This window comes from Mesorhizobium ciceri WSM4083, assembly GCF_000519305.1.
Lineage (GTDB): Bacteria > Pseudomonadota > Alphaproteobacteria > Rhizobiales > Rhizobiaceae > Mesorhizobium > Mesorhizobium ciceri_B.
In genome coordinates, this window is the sequence record NZ_JAFG01000011.1 from 96,959 (window position 1) to 121,305 (window position 24,347).

At 63.3% G+C, this 24,347-nt stretch carries 28 protein-coding genes; 25 read left to right on the plus strand and 3 right to left on the minus strand.

Annotated elements, in window-relative coordinates:
• The first annotated feature begins 94 nt into the window (after positions 1-94).
• The 15 genes from MESCI2_RS0121470 to MESCI2_RS0121540 all read left to right on the plus strand — a co-directional run bounded on the left by MESCI2_RS0121470 (position 95) and on the right by MESCI2_RS0121540 (position 15,229).
• A complete protein-coding gene (locus MESCI2_RS0121470; protein WP_027038375.1) occupies positions 95-1,741 on the plus strand; it encodes a Na+/H+ antiporter in 1,647 nt (548 codons plus the stop codon).
• 179 nt (positions 1,742-1,920) lie between these two features.
• Positions 1,921-3,234: a serine hydroxymethyltransferase gene (gene glyA, locus MESCI2_RS0121475; RefSeq protein WP_013532252.1), complete on the plus strand. Its 1,314-nt coding sequence runs from the start codon at positions 1,921-1,923 to the stop codon at positions 3,232-3,234.
• A gap of 76 nt (positions 3,235-3,310) precedes the next feature.
• A complete protein-coding gene (locus MESCI2_RS0121480) occupies positions 3,311-3,961 on the plus strand; it encodes a hypothetical protein (RefSeq protein ID WP_027038376.1) in 651 nt (216 codons plus the stop codon).
• Between the two features lie 154 nt (positions 3,962-4,115).
• A complete protein-coding gene (nrdR, locus tag MESCI2_RS0121485) occupies positions 4,116-4,595 on the plus strand; it encodes a transcriptional regulator NrdR (RefSeq protein WP_023810227.1) in 480 nt (159 codons plus the stop codon).
• Positions 4,596-4,597: 2 nt separating this feature from the next.
• Positions 4,598-5,713, plus strand: coding sequence for a bifunctional diaminohydroxyphosphoribosylaminopyrimidine deaminase/5-amino-6-(5-phosphoribosylamino)uracil reductase RibD (ribD, locus tag MESCI2_RS0121490; protein ID WP_027038377.1), 1,116 nt, complete (start codon positions 4,598-4,600; stop codon positions 5,711-5,713).
• Between the two features lie 12 nt (positions 5,714-5,725).
• Complete coding sequence (locus tag MESCI2_RS0121495) at positions 5,726-6,343, plus strand: riboflavin synthase (RefSeq protein WP_027038378.1); 618 nt, start codon at positions 5,726-5,728, stop codon at positions 6,341-6,343.
• Positions 6,343-6,546, plus strand: coding sequence for a DUF1778 domain-containing protein (locus MESCI2_RS01000000134970; RefSeq protein WP_050596604.1), 204 nt, complete (start codon positions 6,343-6,345; stop codon positions 6,544-6,546). Before MESCI2_RS0121495 ends, MESCI2_RS01000000134970 begins: the two co-directional genes overlap by 1 nt.
• Positions 6,547-6,654: 108 nt before the next feature.
• Positions 6,655-7,149, plus strand: coding sequence for a 6,7-dimethyl-8-ribityllumazine synthase (gene ribH, locus MESCI2_RS0121505; protein WP_027038379.1), 495 nt, complete (start codon positions 6,655-6,657; stop codon positions 7,147-7,149).
• The gene (nusB, locus tag MESCI2_RS0121510) at positions 7,146-7,646 is read left to right on the plus strand and encodes a transcription antitermination factor NusB (RefSeq protein WP_023798402.1); all 501 of its coding nucleotides are present in this window, start codon (positions 7,146-7,148) and stop codon (positions 7,644-7,646) included. The genes ribH and nusB overlap by 4 nt, the downstream gene beginning before the upstream one ends.
• On the plus strand, positions 7,643-8,860 hold the full coding sequence (locus tag MESCI2_RS0121515) for an MFS transporter (RefSeq protein ID WP_027038380.1): 1,218 nt from the start codon (positions 7,643-7,645) through the stop codon (positions 8,858-8,860). The genes nusB and MESCI2_RS0121515 overlap by 4 nt, the downstream gene beginning before the upstream one ends.
• Before the next feature lie 177 nt (positions 8,861-9,037).
• Complete coding sequence (gene osmF, locus MESCI2_RS0121520; RefSeq protein ID WP_027038381.1) at positions 9,038-9,949, plus strand: glycine betaine ABC transporter substrate-binding protein OsmF; 912 nt, start codon at positions 9,038-9,040, stop codon at positions 9,947-9,949.
• Between the two features lie 55 nt (positions 9,950-10,004).
• The gene (locus MESCI2_RS0121525) at positions 10,005-11,168 is read left to right on the plus strand and encodes an ABC transporter permease (protein ID WP_027038382.1); all 1,164 of its coding nucleotides are present in this window, start codon (positions 10,005-10,007) and stop codon (positions 11,166-11,168) included.
• Complete coding sequence (locus MESCI2_RS0121530) at positions 11,165-12,103, plus strand: ABC transporter ATP-binding protein (RefSeq protein ID WP_027038383.1); 939 nt, start codon at positions 11,165-11,167, stop codon at positions 12,101-12,103. Before MESCI2_RS0121525 ends, MESCI2_RS0121530 begins: the two co-directional genes overlap by 4 nt.
• On the plus strand, positions 12,100-12,849 hold the full coding sequence (locus MESCI2_RS0121535; RefSeq protein ID WP_027038384.1) for an ABC transporter permease: 750 nt from the start codon (positions 12,100-12,102) through the stop codon (positions 12,847-12,849). Before MESCI2_RS0121530 ends, MESCI2_RS0121535 begins: the two co-directional genes overlap by 4 nt.
• Before the next feature lie 238 nt (positions 12,850-13,087).
• Positions 13,088-15,229, plus strand: coding sequence for a sodium-translocating pyrophosphatase (locus MESCI2_RS0121540; protein WP_027038385.1), 2,142 nt, complete (start codon positions 13,088-13,090; stop codon positions 15,227-15,229).
• Positions 15,230-15,506: 277 nt separating this feature from the next.
• Here MESCI2_RS0121540 and MESCI2_RS0121545 read toward each other — a convergent pair whose 3' ends face one another.
• Complete coding sequence (locus tag MESCI2_RS0121545) at positions 15,507-16,019, minus strand: outer membrane protein assembly factor BamE (protein WP_027038386.1); 513 nt, start codon at positions 16,017-16,019, stop codon at positions 15,507-15,509.
• Positions 16,020-16,133: 114 nt separating this feature from the next.
• Here MESCI2_RS0121545 and MESCI2_RS0121550 point away from each other — a divergent pair, with 114 nt between their 5' ends.
• From MESCI2_RS0121550 to MESCI2_RS1000000138510, 8 genes are all read left to right on the plus strand, one after another.
• A complete protein-coding gene (locus MESCI2_RS0121550) occupies positions 16,134-16,682 on the plus strand; it encodes a ubiquinol-cytochrome C chaperone family protein (RefSeq protein ID WP_027038387.1) in 549 nt (182 codons plus the stop codon).
• Positions 16,679-17,227, plus strand: a complete 549-nt coding sequence (locus MESCI2_RS0121555) for a YceD family protein (RefSeq protein WP_023810240.1) — start codon at positions 16,679-16,681, stop codon at positions 17,225-17,227. The genes MESCI2_RS0121550 and MESCI2_RS0121555 overlap by 4 nt, the downstream gene beginning before the upstream one ends.
• 113 nt (positions 17,228-17,340) lie before the next feature.
• Complete coding sequence (gene plsX, locus MESCI2_RS0121560) at positions 17,341-18,411, plus strand: phosphate acyltransferase PlsX (protein ID WP_027038388.1); 1,071 nt, start codon at positions 17,341-17,343, stop codon at positions 18,409-18,411.
• A 9-nt stretch (positions 18,412-18,420) separates the two neighbouring features.
• Positions 18,421-19,392 (plus strand): beta-ketoacyl-ACP synthase III, encoded by a 972-nt coding sequence (locus MESCI2_RS0121565; protein WP_027038389.1) that lies wholly within the window; start codon positions 18,421-18,423, stop codon positions 19,390-19,392.
• 103 nt (positions 19,393-19,495) lie between these two features.
• Positions 19,496-19,819 carry an integration host factor subunit alpha gene (locus tag MESCI2_RS0121570; RefSeq protein ID WP_013532231.1) on the plus strand — a complete coding sequence of 108 codons (324 nt, stop codon included), beginning with the start codon at positions 19,496-19,498 and terminating at the stop codon, positions 19,817-19,819.
• Between the two features lie 125 nt (positions 19,820-19,944).
• Positions 19,945-20,484: a MerR family transcriptional regulator gene (locus MESCI2_RS0121575; protein WP_027038390.1), complete on the plus strand. Its 540-nt coding sequence runs from the start codon at positions 19,945-19,947 to the stop codon at positions 20,482-20,484.
• A gap of 92 nt (positions 20,485-20,576) precedes the next feature.
• Entirely contained in the window at positions 20,577-20,879 is a 303-nt protein-coding gene (locus tag MESCI2_RS0121580; protein WP_027038391.1) for a hypothetical protein, read from the plus strand.
• A gap of 174 nt (positions 20,880-21,053) precedes the next feature.
• Positions 21,054-21,560, plus strand: a complete 507-nt coding sequence (locus tag MESCI2_RS1000000138510) for a hypothetical protein (protein WP_197031576.1) — start codon at positions 21,054-21,056, stop codon at positions 21,558-21,560.
• An 89-nt stretch (positions 21,561-21,649) separates the two neighbouring features.
• Here MESCI2_RS1000000138510 and MESCI2_RS0121590 read toward each other — a convergent pair whose 3' ends face one another.
• Complete coding sequence (locus tag MESCI2_RS0121590; protein WP_027038393.1) at positions 21,650-22,264, minus strand: hypothetical protein; 615 nt, start codon at positions 22,262-22,264, stop codon at positions 21,650-21,652.
• Between the two features lie 70 nt (positions 22,265-22,334).
• Here MESCI2_RS0121590 and MESCI2_RS1000000139285 point away from each other — a divergent pair, with 70 nt between their 5' ends.
• Together MESCI2_RS1000000139285 and MESCI2_RS0121600 are read left to right on the plus strand one after the other, a co-directional pair.
• Positions 22,335-22,832 (plus strand): helix-turn-helix domain-containing protein, encoded by a 498-nt coding sequence (locus tag MESCI2_RS1000000139285; protein WP_430981677.1) that lies wholly within the window; start codon positions 22,335-22,337, stop codon positions 22,830-22,832.
• 186 nt (positions 22,833-23,018) lie between these two features.
• A complete protein-coding gene (locus MESCI2_RS0121600) occupies positions 23,019-23,480 on the plus strand; it encodes a YbaK/EbsC family protein (protein ID WP_027038395.1) in 462 nt (153 codons plus the stop codon).
• Between the two features lie 76 nt (positions 23,481-23,556).
• Here MESCI2_RS0121600 and MESCI2_RS0121605 read toward each other — a convergent pair whose 3' ends face one another.
• Positions 23,557-24,237, minus strand: coding sequence for an outer membrane protein (locus tag MESCI2_RS0121605; RefSeq protein ID WP_027038396.1), 681 nt, complete (start codon positions 24,235-24,237; stop codon positions 23,557-23,559).
• Positions 24,238-24,347: the final 110 nt, after the last annotated feature.

Sequence of the window (24,347 nt, forward strand, 5' to 3'; positions counted from 1 at the left end):
TTTCATTGGGTGCCGCGGCGTTTTTCACGGGACGGGCGGCTGGACGGATCGGCCAGCTTTGCGCATGGTCGGCAGGAAAGCCTGGAACCGGACCATGGAAGTCGCTGTCTTCATTCTGGTCGTGCTCGTCTTCGTGGCGCTTTCCGGCGCTCTGGTGCGCCTGGTGCGGGTGCCGTTGCCGGTGCTGCAGATTGCGATCGGTGCGGCGCTCGCCTGGCCGGTGCGCGGCATCCATGTCGAGATCAATCCGGAACTGTTCCTGCTGGTGTTCATCCCGCCGCTGCTGTTCGGCGATGCCTATGGCGCGCCGAAGCGTGAACTGATGGCGCTGCGCCGACCGATCCTGGATCTGGCCATAGGGCTGGTCTTCTTCACCATCGTCGGCTTCGGCTACGCCTTGCATTGGCTGGTGCCGAGCATCCCTCTGGTCGTTGCTTTTGCGCTTGCCGCGGTGCTGTCGCCGACCGACGCGGTGGCCGTGTCCTCGATCGTCGACAGGAATGTCGTCCCGGCGCGGCTGATGCACATTCTGGAAGGCGAGTCGCTGCTCAACGATGCGTCGGGGCTGGTCATGTTCCGCTTTGCCGTGGCGGCAGTGCTGACCGGCAGCTTTTCCCTTGCCGCGGCTTCGCTCAGTTTTCTCTATGCCGTGGCGATCGGCATCCTGATCGGCGTGGCGGCGCTGTTCGTTGCCGCCAAGCTGCTGCAATTGCTCAACCGGATCGGCGGCGTCCCGGCCGAGGCGCAGGTGCTGGTGATGGTCCTGCTGCCCTTCATCGCCTATCTCGGCGCCGAGCATGTCGGAGCTTCCGGCATCCTGGCGGCTGTCACCGCCGGCCTGCTCACCGGCGGCTCCGGCGTGTTTCGCTTCCTCGGCGTCTCGGCGCGGATGCAGACGATGTCGCTGTGGACGACGCTTTCCTTCGTTTTCAACGGCGCTCTCTTCATCGTGCTTGGGCTGCAACTTCCCGACATCATCCGCCATGTGCCGCCGGAGCTCATGAGCCTGCACCCGATCCTCCAGCCGATCGCGACCGTCATCGCGCTGACGCTGTGCCTGATCGCGTTGCGGTTCCTATGGATTTGGGTCGGCGATATCGCGGCCGGCATCGCCGCGCGTCTGGGCAAGCGCAAGGCGGAGCCGTTCGGGCTGCGCGTGCGGCTCGCCGGTTCGGTGGCCGGCGTGCGCGGCGCCATTACGCTGGCCGGCATATTGTCGCTGCCGCTCGCCATGCCGGACGGCTCGCCGTTTCCGGCGCGCGACCTGGTCATTTTCCTGGCCGCCGGCGTCATCATCTGCTCGCTGGTCTTCGCCAGCCTCGCTCTGCCGACGATCGCCAGGGGGCTGGTCGAGCCGGGGGAGGATGCCGGCGCCGCCGAGGAGCGGCTGGCGCGTGTCGGCGCCGCCAAAGCGGCAATCGCGCGCATCGAGAGCATTGCCGGAGCCGCTGATGATGAGGGAGGCGAGGTGCCCGGTGCCAGGCTTGCCGCCGCCGACAGCATCGTCGCCGGCTACCGGCGCCGCATCGCCGCCTCGGACGAAGCCGATGAGGCCCGCGCCGAGGCGCGCGAAGCCGGAAGGCTGGAACTCGAGCTGAGATTTGCGGGCATCGAGGCCGAGCGCGAGGCCGTGCGCGCTATGTTTCGCAGCGGCGAGATCAACGACCACACGTCGCAGGCGCTGTTTACCGAGATCACGCTCACCGAGGCCTTGCTGAGAGGCCGCAAGGCAAGGAAATAGCGACCTGAAGGCTTCGCTGGCGCAATCCGGCCAGCAAATTTCGCGCCGCAAACGTGGCGGGGCGAAAACAACTGTGTTAATGGCGCGGCAAATGCAAGTCGCCCAAAAGTGTGCAGCGGTTTTGGGACAACGACTTGCATAAATCGAAAATTGCCCCCGAACCCCGAGGATTGCAGGCCATGGCAACAGCAGCGGCAGTGTCGAACAAATTCGAATCCTTCTTCGAAACCACGCTGGCCGATGCCGATCCGGAGATTTTCGGCGCCATCCGCAACGAACTCGGTCGCCAGCGTCACGAGATCGAACTGATCGCCTCGGAAAACATTGTTTCCCGCGCCGTGCTTGAGGCGCAGGGCTCGATCATGACCAACAAATATGCCGAGGGCTATCCGGGCAAGCGCTACTATGGCGGCTGCCAGTTCGTCGACGTGGCCGAGGAACTGGCCATCGAGCGCGCCAAGAAGCTGTTCGGCTGCAACTTCGCCAACGTCCAGCCGAACTCCGGCAGCCAGATGAACCAGGCCGTGTTCCTGGCGCTCTTGCAGCCGGGCGACACGTTCATGGGCCTCGACCTCAATTCCGGCGGCCATCTGACCCACGGTTCTCCGGTCAACATGAGCGGGAAATGGTTCAAGGTCGTCTCCTATGGCGTGCGCCAGGACGACCATCTGCTCGACATGGACGCCATCGAAAAGACCGCCCATGAGACCAAGCCGAAGCTGATCCTGGCCGGCGGCACCGCCTATTCGCGCGTCTGGGACTGGAAGCGGTTTCGCGAGATCGCCGATGCGGTCGGTGCCTATCTGATGGTCGACATGGCGCACATCGCCGGCCTGGTCGCCGGCGGCGTGCATCCGTCGCCGCTGCCGCATGCCCATGTCGTGACCACCACGACGCATAAATCGCTGCGCGGCCCGCGCGGCGGCATGATCCTCTGCAATGACGAGGACATCGCCAAGAAGATGAATTCGGCGGTGTTTCCCGGCCTGCAGGGCGGCCCGCTGATGCATGTCATCGCCGCCAAGGCGGTTGCCTTCGGTGAAGCGCTGAAGCCGAGCTTCAAGGTCTATGCCGAGAGCGTCGCCGCCAACGCCAAGGCGCTCGCCTCCAGTCTCAAGGAAACCGGTCTCGACATCGTCTCCGGAGGCACCGACAACCATCTTATGCTGGTCGACCTCAGGCCCAAGAACGCCACCGGCAAGCGCGCCGAGGCGGCGCTGGGCCGCGCCAACATCACCTGCAACAAGAACGGCATTCCATTCGACCCGGAAAAGCCTTTTGTCACCTCGGGCGTGCGTCTCGGCACCCCGGCCGGCACCACGCGCGGCTTCGGCCAGGCCGAATTCCGCGAGATCGGCAAGCTGATCGCCGAAGTGCTGGATGGTCTCAAGGTCGCCAATTCCGATGAGGGCAATGCCGCCGTCGAAGCAGCGGTCAAGGCCAAGGTCGTGGCGCTGACCGATCGGTTCCCGCTCTATCCCTATCTCGGCTGACGCGGTAGGAAGTCTTACCGCCTGCTGCAACGACAAGCGTCGTTTCAGCAGGCCGGGGCGACCGGCAGGAGCCTTGATGATGCGACCATTTCGTTTCGCCGACCTTGGCGCCGTTGGCGCTCTGGCCGCTTTGATCGCCGTGCCTTTCCCCGGCATCGCCTTGGCGCAAACCGCCCCTGCTCAAGCCGCGCCCGCGCAACCCGCACCTCAGCCCGAGCCCGCGGCGCCCGCCCAGGCGGCACCCAAGCTCGAAACCTTCGGCAGATGGTCGACCCTGGTCGACGAGGTCGACACCGGTGAGGATCTGCGCAAGACCTGCGCGGCCTCGACCGCCTTTATCGGCGCTGGCGGCGAGAGCGGCGTTCTGACGCTCATAATCACGAATGGCGATGCACTGCCGCCGGATGCCTACCCGTCCATAACGATCGCCGTCGACAACAAGACCTTGCCGGCCGGCAAGTCGGTTACCGCCACCTTCGGCGACGACAAGGGCCGCGTCACCGCCAAGCTCCATTCCGATGGCGCCGTCAACGGCCGGCTCAGCTGGACCGTGGACAACCAGGCCAAGACCAGCCTGGCGCTCCTGCGCGCCATGCGCCGGGCATCGGTGCTTGATGTCTCCTTTGGCGATGCGCCGGTTGGAAGCATATCCATGGAGGGCTTCACCAAGGCCTATCGCAGTCTCGGCGCATCGTGCGGTTTTCCGACCGCCGACGTAGCTCCCTGAGACGATCGGTACGCTGTGCGGCTGCCTAGCGAGGCTGGCAATCCTGCTTGCGCCTCGCTATCTCTGAAGGGCGAGGGGTTGGCGACACTTTGCCATCGCTGCAAAAACCTCTAAGCCTTTCGCTTCACCAGATTCGCCAACCAAAGGCTTCTCCATGCGCTGTCCCTATTGCCAGTCGGAAGATACGCAGGTGAAGGATTCGCGCCCCGCCGAGGATGGCGCGGCGATCCGCAGGCGGCGCGTCTGCCCCGATTGCGGCGGTCGCTTCACCACCTTCGAGCGCGTGCAGTTGCGCGATCTCGTCGTGGTCAAGAAATCGGGCCGCAAAGTGCCCTTCGACCGCGACAAGCTGTTGCGTTCGGTGGAGATTGCCGTGCGCAAACGCAATGTCGATCCCGAGCGCATCGACCGCGCGGTGACCGGCATCGTGCGCCAGCTCGAAAGTTCTGGCGAGACGGAGGTTGCTTCGGGAGAAGTCGGCCGGCTGGTCATGGAAGCGCTGAAATCGCTCGACGATGTCGCCTATGTGCGTTTCGCCTCGGTCTACCGCAATTTTCGCGAGGCCAAGGATTTCCACGAACTGCTGGGCGAGCTCAAGGGCGACGAAATCAAGGGTGAAGAGGAAGCCAGCTGAGCATGACTGCAAGCGAACAGGCCGCCCTTGATCGCCGCTTCATGGCGGCGGCACTCAGACTGTCGCGAAAAAATGCCGGGCGCACCGCGACCAATCCGTCCGTCGGCACTCTGATCGTACGCGATGACGGCAACGGTCCGATGATCGTCGGCACCGGCGTCACCGCTGTCGGCGGCCGCCCGCATGCCGAGACCGAGGCCCTGGCCGAGGCCGGCGAGCTCGCGCGCGGCGCCACCGCCTACGTCACGCTGGAGCCTTGCGCCCACCACGGCCGCACGCCGCCCTGCGCCAATGCGCTGGTCAATGCCGGTGTCGCGCGCGTCGTCGGTGCCGCCAGCGATCCCGATTCGCGCGTGTCCGGCAAGGGCTACGCGATCCTGCGTGCCGCCGGTGTCGAGGTGGTCGAGAAGGTGTTGGCCGAGCAAGCCTCCGAGCAGATGGCCGGCTATTTGATTCGTTCGTTGAGAAAACGCCCGGAAGTGATTCTCAAGCTTGCGCTTTCCAGCGACGGAAAGATCGGCAGGGAAGGCGATGGGCAGGTGTCGATCACCGGCGATATCGCGCGCCGCGAAGTGTATCTGATGCGCGCCGAGGCGGACGGCATACTGGTTGGTATCGGCACGGCCCTTGAGGATGATCCGGCCCTGACAGTGCGTTTGCCGGGGCTGGAGAACCGTTCGCCTGCCCGCATCGTGCTCGACCGCCAGATCCGGTTGCCGGAGGCCTCGAAGCTGGTTTCGGGCGTCGACCGGGTGCCGCTCTATGTCGCCGCTTGCCTGGAGGCCGATCCGCTGCGGCGCGCAGCACTCGAACGCGCCGGCGTCCGCTTCATCGGCACGGAAACGCACGAGGGCGGCGTAGCCTTGCCGGAACTACTCGAGGATCTGGCCGCGCTCGGCATGGCCAGCGTGCTGGTCGAGGGCGGCGCCAGGGTGGCGAGCGCTTTCCTGGCCGACGAACTGGTCGACCGCATCGTGCTGTTCCAGGGGCCGGAAGCGATCGGCGATGACGGCATTGCATCGCCTGTTGACGCTGACCATATCCCGGCAGGTTTTCGCAAGCTGCGCGAGATGCGCTTTGGCGAAGACAGCTACGCCGAGTGGATAAGAGATTTTTAGGGATCAACACCGATGTTCACCGGAATTGTCACCGATATCGGCACTGTCGCTTCCGTCAAACCGCTCAGGGAAGGGGTGGGTTTGCGCATCGACACCGCCTATGATCCGCAGACCATCGCCATCGGCGCCTCGATCTCCTGCGGCGGCGTCTGCCTGACAGTCACTGCCTTGCCCGACAGCGGCTCGAATGCGCGTTGGTTCGAGGTTGAAGCATGGGAGGAAGCCTTGCGGCTGACCACGGCCTCGGGCTGGAAATCCGGCACCAAGGTCAATCTGGAGCGAGCGCTGAAGATCGGCGACGAACTCGGCGGCCACATCGTTTCGGGCCATGTCGACGGCATGGCCGAGATCGTCGAGCGCAAGGACGAGGGCGACGCCGTGCGCTTCACGCTGGAGGCGCCGCGCGACCTGGCGAAGTTCATCGCGCCCAAGGGTTCGGTCGCGCTCGACGGCACCTCGCTCACCGTCAACAAGGTCGAAGGCACCCGCTTCGACGTGCTGCTGATCCACCATTCGCTGACCGTGACCACCTGGGGTGAGCGCAAGGTCGGTGACCGCGTCAATCTCGAGATCGACACCATGGCGCGTTATGCGGCGCGGCTGGTCGAGGCCGCGAAAGAGGGGCTTTGATGGCCAAGGACAGAGTGCATTCCACGCAGGAAGACAAGCTGATCCGTGAGGCGCAGGCCGATGTGAACACCGAAGAGCACTCGCGGGTCGATCTGTCTATCAACGACAGCAGAGTCTTCGTTGAAGCCTTGATCAATCCACGATCGGTGAACGATCGTCTGCGCGATACGGTGCGTCGCTACCGTCACGTTACAGGCTTCTGAATACTGGAAACCCAACAAGTTCTGCCGACCGTCGGCGTCGTGGACAATCTTCCGCTTGCGATGAACCCGGCTTCGGCCTAAGTCACCGGCAACTCCCCGGAGACTTTTATGGCTGGCACATCCCAACACGGCAAAGCCTTCATTCGTCCGAAGGCGAAGGCGCATCTGCTTATTGTCGAAGCGCGCTTTCACGACGACCTTGCCGACGCGCTGCTCGACGGCGCGACAAGCGCGCTCGATGAAGCGGGCGCGACTTACAATGTCGTCACCGTTCCAGGTTCGCTCGAGATCCCCGCGGTAATCTCATTTGCATTGGACGGCGCTACGGGAGGCGGCACACATTATGATGGCTTTGTCGCGCTCGGCACCGTCGTCCGCGGCGACACCTATCATTTCGACATTGTCGCCAATGAATCCAGCCGCGCGCTCATGGATTTGAGCGTGCAGGACTCGGTCTGCATCGGCAATGGCATCCTCACCACCGAGAATGACGCCCAGGCCTGGACTCGCGCCAAGCGCTCGGAAGGCGACAAGGGCGGCTTTGCCGCGCGTGCGGCCCTGACCATGATTGCCCTCAAGGAACAATTGGGAGCGCGATCGTGAGCGAACCCGCTTCGCCCGGCCAGCCCGCGGTGCGCCACGCCAACAAGCGCGGCGCTGCCCGTCTTGCCGCCGTGCAGGCGCTCTATCAGATGGATGTCGCCGGCAGCGGTGTCTTCGAGATTACCGCCGAATACGAGGCCTTTCGTCTCGGCAAGGAAGTCGACGGAGCGCTCTATCGCGAGGCCGATGCGCAATGGTTTCGGGCTATTCTGGCGGGCGTCGTCGAGAACCAGAAGACCATCGATCCGATCATCCGCCAGGCGCTGACCGAAGACTGGCCGCTGTCGCGGCTCGATTCGACGCTGCGCGCCATTCTGCGTGCCGGCGTCTACGAGTTGATGAAGCGCGAGGATGTCCCCGTCGCGGTCATCGTCTCCGAATATGTCGACATCGCCAAGGCCTTCTATGAGGAAGATGAGCCGAAGCTGGTCAATGCCGTGCTCGACCGTGTATCTCGCCGGGTGCGTGGCGAGGGGCGCGGCAAGGACGCATCATGACGGCAATCGCCGTCGAGGCAGGCAGCGAGGCGCGCCGCACGGCGCTGATCCTGGCCGCCTCGCAGGCGATCATCGGCTCGGCCGCTCCCATCGCCATCTCCGTGGGGGCGCTGGCAGGGCAATATCTGCTTGGTCCCGACAAATCATTGGCGACAGCGCCGGTCACCGGCTTCAACATCGGCGTGGCGCTCGGCGCGCTGCCTGCAGCGGCCATCATCCGCAGCATGGGCCAGCGCGGGGGCTTCATGACCGGAACGATCGTCACGGCGCTTGGCGGCCTCGTCGCCACGCTTGCGCTTTTTCAAGGCAGCTTCTGGCTGTTTGCCTTTGGCTTGCTCACGATCGGTGTCGGCGGCGCCTTCGTCCAGCAGTTCCGCTTCGCCGCTGCCGACAACGCACCGCCGGAATTCAAGGCGCGTGCCATCTCATTCGTGCTGGCCGGCGGCATCGTCACCGCCATCCTTGGGCCGCAGATCGTCATCTTCACCCGCGAATTGCTGGCGCCGGTCATGTTTGCCGGTTCCTTCATCTCCATCCTGCCGCTGGCCGCCGTCGGCGCCATCGTCTTGTCGTTCCTGCGGCTGCCGGCGAAAGCATCCGGCAAGGTGGAGATCGCCGACAGCGACGCCAGGCCACTGGCTGAAATCGTCACGCAGCCGCGTTTCGTCGCCGCGCTTTTCTGCGCGGTCGGCAGCTATGCGCTGATGAGCTTCGTCATGACGGGCGCACCGCTGGCCATGGTCGGTTGCGGCCTGTCGGAGAACGACGCGACGCTCGGCATCTCCTGGCACGTCATGGCGATGTTCGCGCCAAGCTTCTTCACCGGCTCGCTGATCCATCGCTTCGGCGCCGAACGCATTGTGGCCACTGGCCTGATCCTGCTCATCGGCTGCGCCATTGTCGCTCTGTCGGGCCTGGCGCTGTGGCAATTCTGGACGTCGCTGATCCTGCTAGGCCTTGGCTGGAACTTCGGCTTCATCGGCGCGACCGCGATGGTGGCCGCCACCTACAGGCCGTCGGAAAAGGGCAAGGTGCAAGGCTTCCACGACTTCGTCCTGTTCGGCTCCGTCGCCTGCGCCTCGCTGATGTCGGGCATGGTCTACAACGCCTGGGGCTGGGAGATGCTGAACTGGATCGTCTTTCCGGTCACCGTCCTGTGCTTCGTGGCGCTCGGCGCGCTCAAGCTGACGAGCTTGCGCAAAGCCGACGCCTGATCCCTCCGCCACCTCACCTGACACGGCGCTGTCAGCACGATGTCGGCCGAATCTGACGCGCCGGAACAAAAATATTGCGTCTGTACCTATTGTTATGAAACCGTGTGCCCCGACTGGCCGTTGAAGCCATGCTCATATGCGGTCATCGCGTTTCGGTTCACAGCAAGGGGTTTCACAATGTTTTCAGTCAAGTTTCTGGCCGGCGCGGCATTGGCGCTCGGCGTAACAGTGGCTTCCGCCAATGCCCAGGTGGTCGTCTCTTCGAAGATCGACACCGAGGGTGGCGTGCTCGGCAACATCATCCAGCTCGTCCTCAACGCCAACAACATCAAGACATCGGACCGCATCCAGCTCGGTGGCACGCCGGTGGTGCGCAAGGCGATCACCGCCGGCGAGATCGACATCTATCCCGAATACACCGGCAACGCCGCTTTCTTCTTCGAGAAGGCCGACGACCCGGTCTGGAAAGACGCCGCCAAGGCCTATGAAACGGCCAAGAAGCTCGACTACGACGCCAACAAGATCGTCTGGCTGTCGCCGTCGCCCGCCAACAACACCTGGGCGATCGCGCTGCGCAAGGAAGTCGCCGAAACCAACAAGCTCGCCACGCTCACCGATTTCGGCAAATATGTCGCGGGCGGCGGTCAGGTGGTGCTGGCGGCTTCCGCCGAGTTCGTCAATTCGGCGGCTGCACTGCCGGCCTTCCAGACCACCTATGGCTTCACGCTGAAGCCGGACCAGCTGATCACGCTCTCGGGCGGCGACACGGCGGCAACCATTGCCGCGGCCGCCAACCAGACCAACGGCGCGAATGCGGCCATGGTCTACGGCACCGATGGCGGCATCGCACCGTCCGGGCTCGTCGTGCTCGACGACGACAAGGGCGTGCAGCCGGTCTACCAGCCGGCGCCGATCATCCGCGAAGCGGTGCTGAAGGAACATCCCGAGATCGAGACGCTGCTGAAGCCGGTCTTCGCCAAGCTCGACCTCGTCACGCTGCAGGAGCTGAACGGTCGCGTGCAGGTCGGCGGCGAGCCGGTCAAGGGCGTCGCCGAGGACTTCCTGAAGAAGAACGGCTTCCTGAAGTAGGACGATTCCGGCGCGCCGCTTTCGTGGCGCGCTGGATCGACTGACGGGGGAGGGCGTGAACATCCGCTTCGACAAGCTCGGCGTGGTCATCGCCGCGATATCAGCCTACGCGGCTTTTGCCGCGCCCTTTGCCACGTTCCGCGCCAACCGCATTGTCCCCGGTCAGGCGCGCTCGATTCTCGAGGCGCTGCCGGCAACCACCGGGACGCTGCTGCTCGTGACCATCGTCGTCGCCGCACTCATAGCGCTGTTCAAGACACCGCTTGTGCTGCGCCTTGCCGCCAGCGTGGCGGCGCTTGCCGCGCTCGCGCTGCTGATCGGCGTCGCCGGAACATTTCTCACGCCGGCGGGCAACACCTTTGCGAGAGTTTCGCCAGCCTCCGGTTTCTGGATTCTGATCTTTGCCTTCACGCTTTTGCTCGCCGATGTGCTGACACGCCTGAACCTGTCGCCATTGGCGCGGGTGGGCGTGCTTGTGGTCGCGGCTTTGACGATCGGGCTGTTGTTGATTTCGGGAAGCTGGGACAATCTGTCGATCCTGAAGGAATATTTCAACCGCGCCGACAGTTTCTGGGCGGAGGGCTCCAAGCATGTGACGCTGGCGCTCGGTTCGCTGGCGGCCGCGGTGATCGTCGGCCTGCCGCTCGGCATCCTGTGCCATCGCGTCGAAAATCTGCGGGCCGGCGTTCTCAACGTGCTCAACATCATCCAGACCATTCCCTCGATCGCGCTGTTCGGTCTGCTGATCGCGCCGCTCGGCTGGGTTGCCGCGCATGTGCCGGGGGCCGCCGCGCTCGGCATTCGCGGCATCGGCACCGCACCCGCCTTCGTCGCGCTGTTCCTCTATTCGCTGCTGCCGGTGGTGGCCAACACCGTGGTCGGTCTCGCCGGCGTGCCGCGGGCTGCCAACGACGCCGCGCGCGGCATGGGCATGACCGACAGGCAGCGCCTGTTCGGCGTCGAGTTTCCGCTGGCTTTTCCTGTCATCCTCACCGGCATCCGCATCGTCTTGGTGCAGAACATCGGCCTCGCCACCATTGCCGCGCTGATCGGCGGCGGCGGTTTCGGCGTGTTCGTCTTCCAGGGTGTGGGCCAGACGGCGATGGACCTTGTGCTGCTCGGCGCGGTGCCAACGGTCGCGCTCGCCTTTGCCGCCGCCATCATCCTCGATGCGGTGATCGAAATGACCGCCACCAGGCGCAGGGTTGAAACGGCATGATCGAGATCGAAGGCATTACCAAGCGATATGACGCGACGACCGTGGTCGATGACGTCTCGATGGTCATCGAGCCGCGCACCATCGCCGTCATTGTCGGCACGTCCGGTTCCGGCAAGACGACGCTGCTGCGCATGATCAACCGGCTGGTCGAGCCGACCTCGGGCATCATCAAGCTCGACGGCGCCGACAATCGTTCGCTGCCTGGCTACGAGCTGCGCCGCAGCATCGGCTACGCCATCCAGGGCCACGGCCTGTTTCCGCATCGCACGGTGGCGCAGAACATTGCCACCGTGCCGGTGCTGCTCGGCTGGGACAAGGACCGTATCAAGGCCAGGGTCGACGAGCTGATGACGCTCTATCAGCTCGATCCCGAAGCCTTCGGGCCGCGCTACCCGCACGAACTCTCCGGCGGCCAGCAGCAGCGCGTCGGCGTTGCCCGCGCGCTTGCCGCCGAGCCCAACGTGCTGTTGATGGACGAACCGTTCGGCGCCCTCGACCCGATCATCCGCGCCAAGGCGCAGGAGGATCTGCTGGCGATCCAGAAACGCTTCGGCACCACCATCATCCTCGTCACCCACGACATGGAAGAGGCCGTGCATATGGGCGACAAGATCGCGGTCATGGATGCCGGCAAGCTGGTGCAGTACGCCAAGCCGGCCGAGATCCTGGCAAAGCCGGCAAGCGCCTTCGTCGAGACCCTGGTCGGCGCCAGCGAGAGGCCGTTCCGATTGCTGTCGCTTGGCCGGGTTCGCGATGCCATGGAGAAGGGCTCCGCCGAAGGCGAGGCGATCCCCGGCGATGCCAGCCAGCGCGACGCGCTGGCCGAACTGCTGTGGTCGGGTCGGCCGGCGCTGCCGGTCACAGGCGCCGACGGCAAGCCGATTGGCCGCGTCACCGTCGACGGGCTGGTGAAGCGCGCGGCGAGGCCGGCATGAAGGCCTGGCTTCCATCGCTGCTCCGACTTGCCCTGGTGATGCTGCTTGTTGCCTTCGTCACCAATCCAGGCTGGTTCGAGCCGCTGCTGAAGCCGCTGACCGAAAACAATGCGCCGGTGATCTACAATCAGGGCAGCCTGCTGACGCTGACATTGCTGCATTTGCGCACGGTTCTGATCGCCACCGTGGCGGCAACCATCGTTGCGGTGGCGCTTGCCATCCTGGTCACCAGGCCGGCCGGCGCCGAATTCCTCCCGCTATCGCGCAGCCTGGTCAACATCGGCCAGACCTTTCCGCCGGTGGCGGTGCTGGCACTCGCCGTGCCGGCCGTCGGCTTCGGCGAGAAGCCGACGCTGATCGCCCTGTTTCTCTACGGCCTGTTGCCGATCTTCGAAAATGCGCTGACCGGCCTGACGACGCTGCCTGCCAATGTCGTCGAAGCGGCGCGCGGCGCCGGCATGACCGGTTGGCAAAGGCTCACCAAGGTCGAGCTGCCGCTCAGCGCCCCGATCATTCTCGGCGGCATCAGGCTGTCGGTGGTGATCAGCCTTGCCACCGCGACCATCGGTTCGACCGTGGCAGCCAAGACGCTGGGCGAAGTGATCATCGCCGGGCTGTTGTCCAACAATCTCGCCTTCATCCTGCAGGGCGGCCTGATCGTGGCAGCCCTTGCCGTACTGATCTATGACGGTCTGTCGGCGATCGAGCGCTACACGGCGCGCCGTATGGGCCGGGGAGCCGAGTAGGGGCGTCCTGCGTCAGGCCAATTTCAATCGATCTAATAGGAGGGTGCTGACGGCAGCCGCCGCCTGGCCCCAACCATTTAGGCGAAAGGCGGGCAAAAACCGAACAATATCTTGACGTTCGCAGCCCTGTTTCGCATACACCGCTGCGAAGAGGCGGATTCCGTGCTCGGAATCCGGTCTTTGTCTCAACGGCCCAGGGAGGGGTTCTTTTGGGCCATCAATCGAGGAAAATCCGGCAATGACAATTATTTCCGCCGTCATCGCCTGCGGCCTGCTTTCAATCCTTTACGCCATCTGGGCGACACGTTCGGTCCTTGCGGCCGATCAGGGCAATGCACGCATGCAGGAAATCTCCGCGGCTATCCGCGAGGGCGCGCAAGCCTATCTGGCGCGTCAGTACACCACCATCGCCATCGTTGGCGTCGTCGTTCTCGTGCTCGCCTGGTGGTTGCTGTCCATCACCGCCGCGATCGGCTTCCTGATCGGAGCGGTGCTTTCAGGCGCCGCCGGCTTCATCGGTATGCATGTCTCCGTTCGCGCCAACGTTCGCACGGCGCAGGCCGCATCGAACAGCCTCGCTGCCGGCCTCGACATCGCTTTCAAATCGGGCGCCATCACCGGCATGCTGGTTGCTGGCCTCGCCTTGCTCGGCGTGTCGATCTACTACCTCATCCTGACCCACTTCATGGGCCTCCAGCCCAATGACCGTATCGTCATCGACTCGCTGGTCTCGCTCGGCTTCGGCGCATCGCTGATCTCGATCTTCGCCCGTCTCGGCGGCGGCATCTTCACCAAGGGCGCCGACGTCGGCGGCGATCTCGTCGGCAAGGTCGAAGCCGGTATTCCCGAAGACGATCCGCGCAACCCGGCCACCATCGCCGACAATGTCGGCGACAATGTCGGCGACTGCGCCGGCATGGCCGCCGACCTGTTCGAAACCTATGCGGTGACCGTCGTCGCCACCATGGTTCTGGCTGCCATCTTCTTTGGCGGTACCGCCGTTCTGGGTGCGGCCATGCTTTATCCGCTCGCTATCTGCGGCGCCTGCATCCTGACCTCTATCGTCGGCACCTTCTTCGTCAAGCTCGGTTCCAACGGCTCGATCATGGGCGCACTGTACAAGGGCCTGATCGTCACCGGCCTGCTGTCCATCGTAGGCCTTGGCGTCGCCACACAGGTGACGCTCGGCTGGGGCGAGATCGGCACCGTTGCCGGCATGGTCATCACCGGCAAGAACCTGTTCATCTGCGGCCTCGTCGGCCTCGTGGTGACCGGTCTCATCGTCGTCATCACCGAGTACTACACCGGTACCAACAAGCGCCCGGTCAACTCCATCGCCCAGGCATCGGTCACCGGTCACGGCACCAACGTCATCCAGGGCCTTGCGGTCTCGCTGGAATCGACGGCGCTACCGGCGATCGTCATCGTCGGCGGCATCATCTCGACCTATCAGCTCGCCGGCCTCTTCGGTACGGCGATCGCGGTCACGACGATGCTCGGTCTTGCCGGCATGATCGTTGCGCTCGACGCCTTCGGCCCGGTCACCGACAATGCCGGCGGCATTGCCGAAATGGCCGGCCTGCCCAAGGAAGTGCGCCAGTCCACCGACGCGCTCGACGCGGTCGGCAACACCACCAAGGCGGTGACCAAGGGCTACGCCATCGGTTCGGCCGGTCTCGGCGCACTGGTGCTGTTTGCCGCCTACTCTAACGACCTGAAGTTCTTTGCCGCCAATGGCGACAAATATCCCTACTTCCAGGGCATGGGCGAGATCTCCTTCGATCTCTCCAACCCATACGTCGTCGCTGGCCTGATCTTCGGCGGTCTGATCCCGTATCTGTTCGGCGGCATCGCCATGACGGCTGTCGGCCGTGCGGCGGGCGCCATCGTCGAGGAGGTGCGCAAGCAGTTCCGCGAGGATCCGGGCATCATGGCCGGCACCTCGAAGCCGAATTACGCGCGCGCGGTCGACCTTCTGACCAAGGCGGCAATCAGGGAAATGATCATCCCGTCGCTGCTGCCGGTTCTGGCGCCGCTCGTGGTCTATTTCGGCGTGCTGCTGATCTCGGGCTCGAAGGCATCCGCCTTTGCCGCCCTTGGTGCCTCGCTGCTCGGCGTCATCGTCAACGGCTTGTTCGTCGCCATCTCGATGACCTCGGGCGGCGGCGCCTGGGACAACGCCAAGAAGTCCTTCGAAGACGGCTTTGTCGACAAGGACGGCGTCAAGCATCTCAAGGGTTCCGAGGCGCACAAGGCTTCGGTGACCGGCGACACGGTCGGCGATCCCTACAAGGACACCGCCGGTCCTGCCGTCAACCCGGCGATCAAGATCACCAACATCGTCGCGCTCCTGCTGCTGGCCGTGCTCGCGCACGGCTGATCTAGGCTTCAGCCCGAAAAAACCCGCGGGAGCGATCCCGCGGGTTTTTTGTTGAGCTATGCCATGTCGACGCGTCAACAAGCCTATCTCCGCCTTGTATGCGGTAAATGCGCCGGCATCTCATCTATCCGGCTTGGGTTCCGACGGCTTAAGCGCCGCCGGCAAACATGCCGGGACCTTGCCCTGAGCGTGGCCACAACAAAAACCCGCAGGATTGCTCCCGCGGGTTTTTGGTCGCCTGAGATGACGAGACTTCCGGAATGGAAGCCGAAAGGAATTAGACGCCGCCGCCCGGAACGCTGGGCGCCAGCTTGCTGGCACCGTTGATGATCTGGCTGAGGAAGTTCTGGTCCTTGCCGCCGGTCGGTGTGGTGCGCGAGATGAAGTCGAACATCTTGCCGTCCTTCATCCCGTAATTGGCGATCTGGGTGACGCGGCCATCGGCGCCGAAATAGACCGCCAGCACATGCTGGTCAATGAGCCGTGGCTTGTCGAAGGCGACGTAGCGCTTGCGCGTCTGCGAAATGTAATAGAAGGCCTCGTTGTCGAAGGTCGCGGTCGTCGACGGCGTGCCGAGCGCCAGAAGCACCTGCTCGCGGCTCGAACCGACCGGCACCAGGTCGATTGCCTGCTGGTCTATGACGTAACCTTGCGTCAGCGTCTCACTCGGGCTGAGGTCACCGATCATCTTGGAGGTGTGGCAGGCGGACAGTGCCGAAACGATCATCAGCAGCGAGATCGCGCCGGCGGGCCTGGACGGGAAGGTCGACTTGAAATTCAGCGCGCGCAACAACAACTCCATTAGCTGGCCGCAACTTGCGCTGGGCCGCGAAACCGGTAAACCAGCTTGCTTGCCGATGCAACAAGCCCACTTCAACAAACGGTCCCCAGGAGACCATCCCCAATGTTCCAGCGCTTTTTTGGCCGCGAACGCTACGCCAACCGCGCTATCACGGAGGCGCTTTACGCACAAATCGTGGCGGCGGCGCGGCAGACTGTGTTTTATTCCCACTGGAATGTGCCAGACACGCCGCTTGGCCGTTTCGAGATGCTGTCGCTGCACATGTTCTTGTTCCAGCATAGGCTGCGCGGTGAGAACGGTGCGGCGCAAGAGGTCGCCCAGGTGCTGATCGACGAGTTCTTCCTCGACGTCGACCATTCGTTGCGGGAATTGGGTATTGGCGACGTTGGCGTGCCCAAACGTATGAAAAAGCTGGCAAAGATGTTTTATGGCCGAACCGCTGCCTATGACGATGCCCTGGAAAGAAACGACCATGAAGGGCTGACCGCGGCTCTTGCCCGCAATGTCCGGCCCGACGCGGGCGCCTGGCTGGAAGCATCGCTGCTGGCCAACTATGTTACCGACGCGCGCAGCCATCTGGCCGCGCAGACATCCGAATCGATTGTCTCCGGCACGCTGACCTTTCCCGCCGCCAAGGAGGTTGAACAATGAAGCATGTTGACCCGCAAAGCCCGGTCTCCTTCCGTGCAAACGTTACGCGCCTGCCGCAGAAGGGCCTGCCGCTGGTTATCGAGGCCGATGCCGCACAGCGTGCGGCACTGGCCGAGGAGCACGGGCTGATTTCGGTCGAATCCTATCGCGCCGAGCTTCTGGTCGCGTCGTGGAAGCGCAATGGCGTGAAGATAAGCGGTCGCGTCGAAGCCGACATCACCCAGGCCTGCATCGTCACGCTCGAGCCTGTCGAGGCGCATATCGACGAACCGGTCGAAGCGCTGTTGCTGCCCGAGGATTCCAAGCTTGGACGGCAGGGTTTCGATGGTGGCGGCGAGATCCTGCTCGACGCGGAAGGCCCTGATAGTCCAGAGACATTTTCCGGTGACACGATCGATGTCGGGGCAATCGCTGAACAGTATTTCGGGCTCGCCATCGACCCCTATCCGCGCAAGCAGGGCGCATCGCTCAACACCGGCAGCGAGAACGAACCGGCGGAGAATGAATTTCAGCAAAAACTGCGATCCTTGCTGGGAAAATCCTGAAAAGCTCGCCCGCGACGGAAAAGTCGGTTGTGCGGCAGCCCAAAACCGTTATTTTCGCCGAACCTTCGCGGTCGCTAAAGCGACCTGCCGCCTAACCGTGAGATAAATACCGCGTGATCAGGATTTCCATCGATGCCATGGGCGGCGATCACGGACCAGCCGTGGTCATTCCAGCGCTCATGACGGTCGCGACCCGTCGTCCCGACATCCGCTTCGTCATCTTCGGGCGTGAGGAGGTCGTGCGACCGGAACTCGCCAAGTTTCCCAAGCTCGCCGAGATCAGTGAATTCTTCCATTGCGAAATTGCGGTCAGGATGGATGACAAGCCGAGCCAGGCGCTGCGCCATGGCCGCTGGAAGTCATCGATGTGGAAGGCCGTCGAAGCGGTCAAGGCCGGCACCGCCGACGCCTGCATTTCCGCCGGCAACACCGGCGCGCTGATGGCGATGTCGAAATTTTGCCTGCGCACCATGGCCACCATCGATCGCCCGGCGATCGCAGCCCTTTGGCCGACATTGCGCGGCGAAAGCGTGGTGCTGGACGTCGGCGCGACCATTGGGGCCGATGCGCAACAGCTCATCGATTTTGCCATTCTCGGCACAGGCATGGCGCGCTCGGTCTTCGGCATAGCCCGGCCCAGCGTCGGCCTGCTCAATGTCGGCGTCGAGGAGATCAAGGGCCAGGAAGAGGTCAAGGAGGCCGGGCGCATGCTACGCGAAGCCAACATGGCCTCGATGAACTATCACGGTTTCGTCGAGGGCGACGATATCGGCAAGGGCGTGGTCGACGTCGTCGTGACCGAAGGCTTTGCCGGCAACATCGCGCTGAAGACGGCGGAAGGCACGGTGCGCCAGATCGGTGGCTATCTGCGCGCGGCGATGAGCCGGACTCTGATGGCCAGGATCGGCTATGTCTTCGCCAAGGGCGCCTTCGATCGCTTGCGCGAAAAGATGGATGTCGGCCGCTCCAACGGCGGCGTTTTCCTGGGGCTGAGCGGCATCGTCGTCAAAAGCCATGGCGGTGCTGATTCTGACGGGTTCGCCGCCGCGATCGAACTCGGCTATGACATGGTCCGCAACAACCTCCTCGACCGCATCGAGGCCGATCTGGACCTGTTTCATGCGCGCAACCCGCGTGCCCTGTCATCTAGGAAATCCGACGTCGTCACCGACGCAAAGGAATAGGAAAGAACTTTGATCAGATCAGTCGTGCGCGGCACGGGCGCCGCGCTGCCCCGCCGAATCATGAAGAATGCCGATTTCGAAGGCATGGTCGAGACCTCTGACGAGTGGATCGCCCAGCGCACCGGTATTCGCCAGCGCCATATCGCTGGTGACGACGAGACGACGGCTTCGCTGGGGGAAGCGGCGGCACGTGCCGCACTTGCCAATGCGGGCTTCACGCCCGCCGACATCGATCTGATCGTGCTGGCGACCTCGACGCCCAACAACACATTTCCGGCCACTGCCGTCGAGATCCAGAATCGGCTAGGCATGCATCACGGCTTTGCCTTCGACATGCAGGCGGTCTGTTCGGGCTTCGTCTATGCCGTGACCACCGCCGATCTCTACATCCGCGGCGGCCTGGCCAAGCGTGTCCTGGTGATCGGTTCGGAAACATTCTCGCGCATCCTCGACTGGAGCGACCGCTCGACCTGTGTGCTGTTCGGCGATGGCGCCGGTGCCATGATCCTGGAAGCAGGCGAGGGGACGGGCACGATCGCCGACCATGGCGTTCTGGCGGCCAGCCTGCGCTCCGACGGCACGCACAAGGACAAGCTTTTCGTCGACGGCGGGCCGTCGACCACGGGTACGGTCGGCCACCTCCGGATGGAGGGCCGTGAAGTCTTCAAGCATGCGGTCGGCATGATCACCGACGTCATCGAGGCGACGTTCGCGCAAGCCGGTATCTCCGCCGATGATCTCGACTGGTTCGTGCCCCACCAGGCCAATAAACGAATTATTGACGCTTCCGCCAAGAAGCTCGGGATAGCTGAGCAAAAGGTGGTGGTTACGGTCGATTTGCACGGTAACACCTCGGCTGCTTCCGTGCCGTTGGCGCTGTCGGTGGCCGTTGCCGACGGCCGCATCAAGAAGGGCGATCTCGTCCTCCTGGAAGCGATGGGTGGCGGCTTCACCTGGGGCGCCGTCCTGGTTCGCTGGTAAGTGCCGAACGGTCCGGTTTCGGTCCTTGACCTTGACGGATCAATTACTTAGGCTCTGCCGTTGTTGTGCCGAATTTTATGTTTTGAGCTGATGGGACGGTCGCATGGGGGGAAAGACACTTACGCGCGCCGACCTTGCCGAGGCAGTTTACCGGAAGGTCGGCCTGTCGCGCACTGAATCGGCCGAGCTCGTCGAAGCGGTGCTGGATGAAATCTGCGAAGCCATCGTGCGCGGCGAAACGGTGAAGCTGTCGTCCTTCGCGACATTCCACGTCCGCTCCAAGAACGAACGCATCGGCCGCAATCCCAAGACCGGCGAGGAAGTGCCGATCCTGCCGCGTCGGGTGATGACCTTCAAGTCGTCGAATGTGCTGAAGAGCCGTATCTTGCGCTCCCATCAGAGCGGCAAGGCCAAAAGCGGCAAGTAGTCCTATTGCGCGGTTGAAAACCGCCGCCGCCATGACGCCGGGCTTGAATATTGCTTCATAAACCGCTGAAATAAGCCCCGATTCGGCAGGTAGGCCGGATCATCGTCCAGCGTGAGGATTCGCCCATGGACAAGAGCCCCGACGCCTTTCGTACCATCAGCGAGGTCGCCGAAGATCTCGATCTGCCGCAGCATGTGCTGCGCTTCTGGGAAACGCGTTTCAACCAGATCAAGCCGATGAAGCGCGGCGGCGGCCGTCGTTACTACCGGCCGCAGGATGTCGAGCTGATCAAGGGCATCCGACACATGCTCTACGACCAGGGCTACACCATCAAGGGCGTGCAGAAGCTGTTGCGCGAGAACGGCAACCATTTCCTGGTTGCCATCGGCAATGGCGACATGGCCGCCGTCGAGGCGATCTCGCAGCGCAAGCAGGCCGACCAGGTGCCGCTGACGCCGGCGGCCCAGCCGCGTGGCATGGACGACGAACTGGTCGGCCAGCCGCGGGTCAAACCCAGCCGCCGTTTTTTCGGCCTGGGAAAAAGCGACGAGGACGGTCCGGTGCAGCCGGATGCATCGAAACTCTCGCGCGACAACAGGGCCTTGCTGCAGGAGGCGCTGTTCGACCTCCTGGAATGCAAGCGCCTGCTTGACCAGGTGCGCTGACCGCAGCCCGACGCGGCATCGATAGTTCGAAAACCGGAACCCGTCTTCCGGTGAGGCGTTACGTTTCCTTCTGCAAGTGAAGGAAACACATCATGGCATCATTTTCGACCCTCTCCGACATCGATCTCGACAGGCAGGTCGCGGCGCTCAGCAAGGAACTGGCCAGCTTGAAGAGGGCTGCGGCGAAGCGAGGCGGCGCCTACTACGAGGACGGTCGCGATGCCGCGCTCGACACCTATTCCGATCTTGCCGGCCGCCTGCGCGATGCCATGCCGGCAATCCGCAAACAGGGCAGGGTGATCGAGAGGTCGGCCCGCGACCATCCGGCGGCTGCCGCCGCAGTGGGCCTTGTGGTCCTCGGTCTTGTCGCCAGTCTGCTGTTCAGCCGGCGCTGAATTCTAAAAACCCAAATCCCAGGGATAAGAGCAAGAAGAAGTGACGGCTCACCTCAGGGCGATCCGTCATTTTCATTGCGGTCGGCTATGTCTGTTGTCGCTCCGGCATCTGGCGAGGAGCGCGTCGGCATAGAGGCGCCCGGCACCTCTGTGCGGCCGGCGCAGGAATGCGGATTGGTCGAGCCGCCAGAGCCGTTCGATTTCGCCGGCGAACGCCGGATTGGTGGTCGTGCCATAGCCAGCGCCGGGATAGACGACGATCTCACCGGCGTAGGGCGCTGGATTTGCGTGAATTATCGTCCGCGATCGCCTCGCAGGGCCGAGAAGACCGGCCTTGGACAGGAAGCCAAGGCCGGTCTTCTCGGTGGCAGTCTGCGGTGCTTAGGCCTTGTTTCCGATCACATGGTGGTGGTGGCGGTGATGATGGTGGTGGCGGACATGGTGGCGATGATGATGGTGGTGGCGATGATGCTTGGCCATCGGGGCCGCATCCGCGCTCGTCGCGCCGATGACGGGCACCGTGAAAGCCATTGCAACTGCAAGCCCGAGGGCCGAGAGGAGGGACTTCTTCATGGATCGTTTCCTTTTGTTTCGCGGGCGCATATGGATCGGGGCGATAGCCCGGCCGCCGCGAGTGGAATTACGCGCCTGAATTTTTTCGTCAGTATTTCCGGATTGTAGAATTTTGTTTCTGGACTGTTTCTGAGGAATCCGGGCAGCAGCCGCCACGCACGGCAAGATCGAGAGGCGGCCATTGGCCGCCTGTTCGACTACATCGGCGGCACGACGCCGTTGTTTCCGACCACGACGCGGCTGGCGCTCAGCGCGCCGTCACTGCCCCGCTCTGCGGTGACAAAGACCGTCGCACCCGGCTTGAGGTCGGTCGGGGTCGCCGGCGCGAAGGTCACGACGGGCGTGGTGTCGGGGATCGAAATCTTCTTGGTCTGGCCATTGTCATAGGTCAGCGTGACGGATCGCCCGCTTATATCGGTAACGTCGGCAACGGTGCCGTTGGTCATCCGGCTGTTTGGCTGCAGGTCCCAGGGGCGGTCACCCTCGCCGGTGCCTTTCAGCGCGGCCGGAAAGACCACCACCTCCAAGGCGCCGCTGCCGCCATCGGCTTTCGAAACCGAGGCAATGCCGAGGAAATCGCCCTGCTTGATGTCCTTTGCCGAGGCGTTGGCGACGCCCGAGATCTTCCAGCCGGCCTTGAGCTTGATCGCGTCGGTATCGCCCTGGCGCGTTTTCACGGTAAGCAGCGTGGGCTCGAAACTGACCACCGTGCCGCGCACACGCAGCGCGTCTGCTGCTTGGGCGGCGCCTGCGCCGGCGACGGAAAGGCTGGAAATCGTGCCGAGCACGACCATGACTGTCTTCAAGTTCATTGCAAAAATCCTTCCGGGAACGAACTGGCTGGAACCGGATGGTTTCACGCCAGCGACCCGGAGATAACGAATGGGCGCGGCGAAACTGCCGGCAAAAGGCCAATCAGTCCTTCAAAACAACTTGATCGCGACGTGTGCGCGAGAGGGCCGCGCCAGGCACCCGGTTCACGATCCCGTGACGGCCTTTTTGGCTCTTGGCAAATCGCCGGCGAGAGGGCATCTTCCCGACCGTCTCAGGCAACACTCCTCATTTGATCAAACTCTTTCAGTCATGGAGTTGCCAATGCCCCATAATGCGAAAAGCGAACCCCACTCCGAACCGGCAACCAACGGGAGCGGGCCAGATTATAACACCCTCAGAGCGATGCGGGAGACCCGCGGTTACAGCGTGGAAGAGCTCTCCCTGACATGCGGCCTGGCGGTGGACGAAATTGAGGATATCGAAAGCGGCAGAGTGACCGACCCGTCGAAGCTGCGTCGTATTGTGTCCGCGCTTCACCTTCCCCAGGAGGCTCTGATCACCCCGGCTGCGCCGACGCCGGCGGCGCAAAGTCGATCGCTGGCGTAGATCCGCACCAGGCATTCCAGAGAACCCGCCAAGGCCCCTTGGCGGGTTTCTTTGTGTCTGCTGCGGCGCTTTGCTTCAGCCTGGCACTTGCCGATCTGTCTGTCGCACGTGCTTATACGCGCGGCGGCCTCGGCTGCTGGACAGCAATCTGCCGTCCTTCAAGTTTTTGAACCATGGGTTTTCGACATGAGCCTGGAGTCCGTTCGTGCCTTCTTCGCCGCCCACGCGCCTGACATCGACGTCATCGTCACGGAGGCGAGCTCGGCGACGGTGATGTTGGCGGCCGAGGCGCATGGCGTGCTGCCGGCACAGATCGCCAAGACGATCTGCCTGCGCGTCGGCGACCGCACCATGCTGGTGGTGACCAGCGGCATCGCCAGGCTGGACAACCGCAAGTTCAAGGACCAGTTCGGCGGCAAGCCGCGCATGCTCGACGCCGCCGAGGTTGTCGAAGCGACAAGCCATCCGGTCGGCGGCGTCTGCCCGTTCGGCCTGCCGGCGCCGCTGCCGGTCTATTGCGACGTGTCGCTGCGCGAATTCGAAGAGGTGGTGCCTGCGGCAGGCGCTACCAATGCGGCGATGCGGATTGCCCCGCAGCACATGGTCGAGATTACCGGCGCCGAATGGGTGGATGTGTGCCAGGCCTAGGTTGAGGTCCCATATTGGGCGTGAACAGCTGGCGCGGACACCGGCTGACGACGGCAGTCAGAGCCTACCATGCCGATCAGAATTTGTAGCTCAAGCTCGCGGAAACCGTATGGGTGCTTGGCTTCAAGATGGTTGGGCCAAGCTGGTCGTTCGCAAAATCGTGACTGCCGAAATGAGCATATGCATAATCGACGCCGACAATCCACTTCTCATTGAGCGCATAGTCGACACCAGCGCCAATGGTCCAGCCAATGTAGGTTCGGCTTTGAGAATCGGTGCGATCCCCCGTGGTGGAATAAAAGACGTCATTTGCGTGCAGAAAAGCGATGCCGCCCTTTACATAAGGCATGAACCTATCTGCCGCATAGCCAACCTTTGCAACAATGTGAGCTTGCCAGTCCGTGTGTACATTGATCTCTTCGTCATCAAACGTACTGTCCGCACCCTTGTTGAAAACTGCAACCAGCGATGCCTCGCCGCCGAGTACGAAATTGTTCGCGAACTGATAATTGTATCCGACTTTGCCACCAATTTCGGCTGACGTGTTGTCGGCATGGTAGCCGGAAGGATCATAGTTCGGGATGTCGAAATCGCCCTTCAGGTAGTTCACCCCGGCGACGATACCGACATAGCCCCCAGTCCAGATGAAACCGGCAGGCGCCACATCCTGCGATGGCACATTGATGATCGGGTCGGCGGCAAGCGCCCCGCCCGTGATGGCCAAAAGCAGTGCTGAAGAGAGAATGATCGTCTTCATGATATCCCCAAGGTTCTACGCTGCTTAATCTACACACCAGCCCAAGCTTGAAAAGCGCTTCCATGTAATTGGAAACGTTTGGAATATGAGCGTTGTGAAACTGCCACACA